Raw genomic sequence first — 7,069 nt, 5'->3', positions numbered from 1 at the left:
AGTAGCAAACAACATACCTGATATTAATCCTGTAGCATTCACCGAAGGTCCTGCTGGTGTAAATACATAAGTTATTGCTGCATCATAATTTGAAATTATTGCAAATCCATCTGCAATACATGTTGGCGCTGTAATTGAAACCGTTGGAACAACTGGTGTTACCAAAATTGGTAAATTACTAAACTGAGCCGAAGCTACTGATGTACATGTAGCATTTGATGCGGTAACTTCATATAATGTATTTAATGTCATTCCTGAAATTAATCCCGTCGCATCAACTGATGGTCCTGTTGGATTAAATACATAAGTTAGTGTGCCATCGTAATTTGAAATCGTACTAAATCCATCTGCTAAACACGTTGGTGCTGTAACATTAATTGTTGGAACCGCTGGTGTTACTAAGATTGGATCAATTGTGAAAATTGCCGAATTTGCAGAAGTACAACTTCCATTAAATGCTGCAACTTCATAATTTGTAGCAAACAACATACCTGATATTAATCCTGTAGCATTCACCGAAGGTCCTGCTGGTGTAAATACATAAGTTATTGCTGCATCATAATTTGAAATTGTTGCAAATCCATCTGCAATACATGTTGGCGCTGTAATTGAAACCGTTGGAACAACTGGTGTTACCAAAATTGGTAAATTACTAAACTGAGCCGAAGCTACTGATGTACATGTAGCATTTGATGCGGTAACTTCATACAATGTATTTAATGTCATTCCTGAAATTAATCCCGTCGCATCAACTGATGGCCCTGTTGGATTAAATACATAAGTTAGTGTACCATCGTAATTTGAAATCGTACTAAATCCATCTGCTAAACACGTTGGTGCTGTAACATCAATTGTTGGAACCGCTGGTGTTACTAAGATTGGATCTATTGTGAAAATTGCCGAATTTACAGAAGTACAACTTCCGTTAGATGCTGCAACTTCATAATTTGTAGCAAACAACATACCTGATATTAATCCTGTAGCATCCACTGAAGGACCTGCCGGTGTAAATACATAAGTTATTGCTGCATCATAATTTGAAATTGTTGCAAATCCATCTACAATACATGTTGGTGCTGTAATTGAAACCGTTGGAACAACTGGTGTTACCAAAATTGGTAAATTACTAAACTGAGCCGAAGCTACTGAGGTACATGTAGAATTTGATGCGGTAACTTCATATAATGTATTTAATGTCATTCCTGAAATTAATCCCGTTGCATCAACTGATGGTCCTGTTGGATTAAATACATAAGTTAATGTACCATCGTAATTTGAAATCGTACTAAATCCATCTGCTAAACACGTTGGTGCTGTAACATTAATTGTTGGAACCGCTGGTGTCACTAAGATTGGATCAATTGTGAAAATTGCCGAATTTACAGAAGTACAACTTCCGTTAGATGCTGCAACTTCGTAATTAATAGCAAACAACATACCTGATATTAATCCTGTAGCATTCACCGAAGGTCCTGCTGGTGTAAATACATAAGTTATTGCTGCATCATAATTTGTAATTGTAGCAAATCCATCTGCAATACATGTTGGCGCTGTAATTGAAACCGTTGGAACAACTGGTGTTACCAAAATTGGTAAATTATTAAATACAACTGATGGATTAGAATCACATGTAGTATTTGATGCTATGACTGTATAATCAGTACCGAAAACCATACCAGTAATCAAACCTGTAACATCAACTGATGGTCCTACAGGGGTAAAAGTATAAGTTGCGGTTGCATCGTAGTTTGTAATTGTACTAAATCCATCTGCTAAACACGTTGGAGGTGTACTAGCAATATCTGGAGTTGGTAAATTTTGTAAAATCTCATCAATAACAAAAGATGCAGGAGTTGATGAACATGTTACATTATTAAGTGCAATAGTATAAGAAGTACCATATACAAAATTAGCTATATCTCCATTTGCATCTACAGTTGGACCTATTGGATTAAATACATAATTGAAGGCTGCGTTGTAATTTGTTACAGTTGCAGAACCATTTGCAACACAAGTGGCAGGTGTAACAGAAACAATTGGATTTGCATAAACTACAACAGAAGTAGTAACATTTAAAGGTCTATCACAACCTAATTCGTTGTAACTATAAGAAACTCCATCTAAGAAAACAGTTCCATTTGCTCTATTTATAGTGATAGTATTAGATGTAGTACCCTTAATAAATGTAACATATTGCAAAATATTAATTGTTCCTGTATTAAAAAGTAAAGTTGAAGGACCATCTACGATATTAACAGCTCCTGTTGTAGTGTTCCTTGCAATACTAACAGTTATTGGGGTTCCTGCAGGAACAACATGAGCTAAAGTTAATGTTACCGTATTATTAGTTGCATTAATAGTTGTTGAGTTTGCAGTATTTGCAGTAGTACCTGCCGCTAATATAGCACCCGTTGAATTATTTGGATTAACACCTCCTGTTGTAGCAATTGCATTTCCTGCTGTTGGAACAGACGGAGCTGTCATATAAGTCACATTAATATCTGTAGTAATTGTTAAACCAGACAAAGTTAATGTAGCATTTCCAGCAGCATCTAAAGTTATTGTTTGATTTGCACCACCATTAATATTATAAGTAACTATTGAATTTGGTGTTCCTGTAAAAGTATAAACTGCATTTTCTCCATCACAAATTTCTGTTGGAACAACAATTAAATCAGTAAACTCAACTCCTGGAACAACATCTAAACATACTTGTTCAGAATATGTACAACCAAAATCATCTGTTACATTATAAGTATAACAATGTGTACCAACAGTTGTAGGTGTAACTGTAATTTGATTTCCACTAATATTAGTAATATCAGGATTTGGTGTCCAGTTTGTACTTGTAATTACAGGAGTAAATTGATAATCAGCTGGAATTAACGAACTATCAAAATTAATACTCCAGTCAAAAATATAACCATTGTCAATTCCAAGGTTGTCTGTAATAATCAAAGACCAGTTGCCATTTAAATCACTTCCAATTAAATTAGTGAAAGGCTGAACTGGTGCATAATTTCCAGCATTAATTGATGCCCCATTTGGTGTCCCACAATTTGATGTTGGCCCAGCAACCATAAGCCCTACAGCTGTTGGAGTAAAACAATATAATCTTCCTGTTCCAGGACCTACAGTTGGATCATCTAAAGGACATCCTAAATAAGTTCCACCACCACCTGGGTAAGCTTTTAAAATAATCGATTGTCCTGTTGGACTCACCAGTCTAATCTCTAAATCTCCCAAATAGGAATGCTCCATATTGATACAAACTGAAGTAATTTGACTTGCTGAGGTAATTGTAGAACCAAATGGAAAACAATCAACTGGAATTGAAGTTTGGTAGGAAACACCACTTCCGTCTGGTAAAAATGTAGTACCACTTACTGGTGGTGCACACTCTTTTGTAAAAGTAACCGGAGTTGCAGATGCTGTTATAGTTGCACTTTGTCCTAAACAAATTTCGTTATCGGACACCGTTGAAGTAAAAGTTGGAGTAGTTGAAACATAAACCAACTGATTTAATCTATTAGAATTTCTACAACCATTTGCATCTGTAATAAATAAATTAACTAAATAAATTCCTTCATTTGCAAATACATGCGAAACCGTTTGACCTGGAGCTGTAGACCCATCACCAAAATTCCACAAATAAGTTGCACCTGTTCCACTAGCAGCAAAAACGCCACTACCTGAAAAATCAACAGACTGCCCTTGACAAACACGTATTATATCTTGAGCTCCCGCTGCAGGTAATGAACTATCCAAAACAGAGGTAATAGAAGGACATGGTGGGCCACATAAAATTGTAGCATCCCAACCTGGCGCATTTTGAGAACCATTAGAAACAAAAACAAAGGTTAAACACCCTGTTGGCGAAGTTGCTGTATATGATGGTATAATATTGGTTCCAAAATAGGTTCCCACTGGTGTACCCGTAGCTGAATCACCATCATATATTGTTAAGGAATCATTTATACTACTAACTAAATCAAATGAATTGAAATAAACAGTAACAACTTCTCCAGCATTTTCAGGACAAATAGTTGTTGTTCCATTAGCAGCAGTAATGTTATTTGGATAATTACCTGTTGGTCCACCTAAATCATAATAATGATCTCCTCCACAATAATCAGGTAAAGTTGTAAAAGATCTAATTACTGACCAATCACCTATATCTGTTCCTCCTGGCTGACATCTAGCTCTTACATAAACATCATAAGTTGTTTGTGAATTTAATCCAGTAATCGTATAAGGACTAGCAGTTACTATTTGACCTACAGAAGCAAGTGTTGGCGGAGGCGAACCTGCTGGCAACCAAATAACTTCAAAAGAAGTAGCTGCTGGAGCATTGTTTGTCCAACTCACTTGCATAGAACTTGATGTGATATTAGTAGCTGTTATAACAGTTGGTCTAGGACAAGTTGGAGCTGGCGCACATGTAATATTTGCTGTCCAACCCGGATTATTAACAGAACTATCGCTTCTAAATCTAAAAGTCAAACACCCTGAAGCACTTGTTGCCGTGAATGGTCCAGGTATTGCTGTACCCCAAAACCCACCTGCTAAACCTCCAGGCACATTTCCTGCGCCATTTGCACTAGCTATTTGTGGAGCTGCAATAGAATTCCCATCAAAAACATACAGAGCATCCCAGTTAGCTTCAGTATTAAATGATGTAAAAGTTACAGTAACTAAATCACCCGGATTAGTAGGACAAATAGTTATAGTATTATCTGCATTATTAGTATAATTAGCAGAAACACCACCATTATCTACAAAATTTCCACCACAAATAGGTGGAGCAACAGTTGTTGTAAAATTCCTCACAACAGACCAAGGGCTGACATTATCCGCCTCACAAATAGTTCTAACATAATAACTGTAAGATACTAATGGAGATAATCCAGTAAGTGTATATGTATTTGTTGCAACATTCACAATGGTCCCAGTTCCAGGAACAAATCCTTGTGGACCATATTCTATTTGCCATGGACCAGCAGGGTTAGGACTTGTCCAAGATAAATCTGCAGTTGTTGAAAAAGGAGTAACATTTAAACCTGTTGGAGTTAAACATTGTTGATCTACTTTAACGTTATCAATAATCCATCTATCTCCTAAACCATTATTTACTTCCATTACGAAAGCAAAATAAACATTTTGCCCGGCATAAGCATTAAGTAAAATGACCATCTGCTCAAATGGTAAATTTTGAATTTCAAGCTCAGTATAAGTAGCTAATGTTGTTGTGAAAGCAGCTCTATTTTGAGTTGTTGTAGACATCATTACCTTGTATATACTTCCTTGTTCTCCATTTGAACCCGATCTTGCATAAAATCTAATTTGTCCATTTGCAGGAACTGTAACTTGAGGTGTTATTAACCAATCTTGTGCTAAACCAGTAGAAGTTGCTCCATTATCTCTATTTACCATTGCTGATCTTGCACCTTGATAAACCCAACCAAAACCGGTGGCAGTAGTTATACCCCAACTTTGTGCTGTTCCAATGGCGTTATCTTCTACAACCCAACCAGCTGGAGGAAAAGTAGCACCTTCAAAACCTTCAGGAAACTGAGCGTAACCAAAGATTGAGAAAAACGTCATTATAAAAAGTAAAATTCTTTTCATAGTTATTTTATAGTTATGATTTTTTTAAATATCAAATTTACACAATTATTTTGTGTCATTTTTTTACATCGACCAAAAACCTATTTAATCGATAAAAAACATATATCTCTTGTTTAAAAAACAAAAGATATATGTTAACAGACAATAAACAATCTTACTCCTTCACAATCAAGAATTCACTTCTTCTGTTTTGTGCGTATTGTTCTTCGTTACATGGTTTGCAAGCTACTTTTGGTTCGCTTTCTCCAAATCCTTGTCCTGAGATTCTATCTTTTGCTATTCCTTTGCTAATTAAGTATTGAACAGTAGATTTTGCTCTTCTGTCTGATAAATTCATGTTGTACTTATCACTTCCTCTGCTATCAGTGTGCGATTTTGCAAAGATGACCATGTTTGGATACTCGTTCATCACCATTACCAATTTGTCTAACTCTGCCGCGCCTTCTGCTGTGATATTACTTTTGTTGAACTCAAAGAATATTGGTTGTAAAATCACCTCTTTCTCTGTGATGATTGGCATGATTGGGTTTAGTAACGCTTCCACTACCACTTGCTCGTTTTCTGCTTTTGCTACTTCAAATACACCACTCTCATATCCTGATTTTGATACTTGAGCACTGTAAGCTGTGTTACATAGCACACCTGTTAAAGTTTCTCCGTTTAATGCTGTTGTTTGATTTGAAACTGTTTTTTGTTTCTCATCCACCAACATTACCGTTGCTCCTTCAATCACATTTCCTGTTTTAGCGTCTTTTACTCGCACTAATGCTTGTACATTACAAATCGGATCTGCTTTATAAATATCGTCGTTACCGTCTCTGTTACTTGAGAAAAATCCAACTTTCTTAGTTGCGTTGTAGGTGAAAGCAAAATCATCCTTTGATGTATTTACAGGTTCGCCAACGTTCATAGCTGCTGTTCCTTTGTTTAAATCCATCTTGAAGACATCGTATCCTCCAAAACCTTGTTTCCCGTTTGATGAGAAGAACAAAATGTTGTCGTCTGTAATAAATGGAAAACTCTCGTTTGCCTCTGTATTTACTTTAGCTCCTAAGTTCTCTGGCGTACCATATTCGTCGCCATTTACTGCTACTTTCCAAATGTCTTCTCCTCCAAAGCCTCCTGGCATGTTTGACGAGAAGTACAATGTTTTTCCATCTTTGCTTATGCTTGGATTTCTTACATCGTATTCTTTATTGTTAAACGGAAGTGGTTTGCTGTTTACCCACTTATCGCCTTCTTTTGTTGCTTTATAAAGGTAAATTTTACCAAACTTCGCATTCTTGGCCTTGTCCTTAGTGAATTCCTTTTCATTGAAACTTTCACTACCGTAGTACATCGTGTTGCCATCTCTTGTAATACTTGCTGGTCCATCGTGCCATTTGGTGTTTAGGTTGTCTACCGCTACTGCATCGCTAATGGTTCCATTTGCGTTGTAAGT

At 36.3% G+C, this 7,069-nt stretch carries 2 protein-coding genes; both read right to left on the bottom strand.

Features of this window, described 5'->3' with window-relative positions:
* A partial coding sequence (locus C8D80_RS12645) for a choice-of-anchor J domain-containing protein (protein ID WP_133610982.1) occupies positions 1–5,628 on the bottom strand: 5,628 nt, incomplete at its 3' end.
* A 154-nt stretch (positions 5,629–5,782) separates the two neighbouring features.
* A partial coding sequence (locus tag C8D80_RS12640; protein ID WP_133610980.1) for an OmpA family protein occupies positions 5,783–7,069 on the bottom strand: 1,287 nt, incomplete at its 5' end.

The organism is Flavobacterium cheniae (genome assembly GCF_004363695.1).
Classification (GTDB): domain Bacteria; phylum Bacteroidota; class Bacteroidia; order Flavobacteriales; family Flavobacteriaceae; genus Flavobacterium; species Flavobacterium cheniae.
The sequence above is the reverse complement of the archived record's forward strand: the minus strand, read 5'-3'. Positions and strand labels throughout refer to the sequence as shown.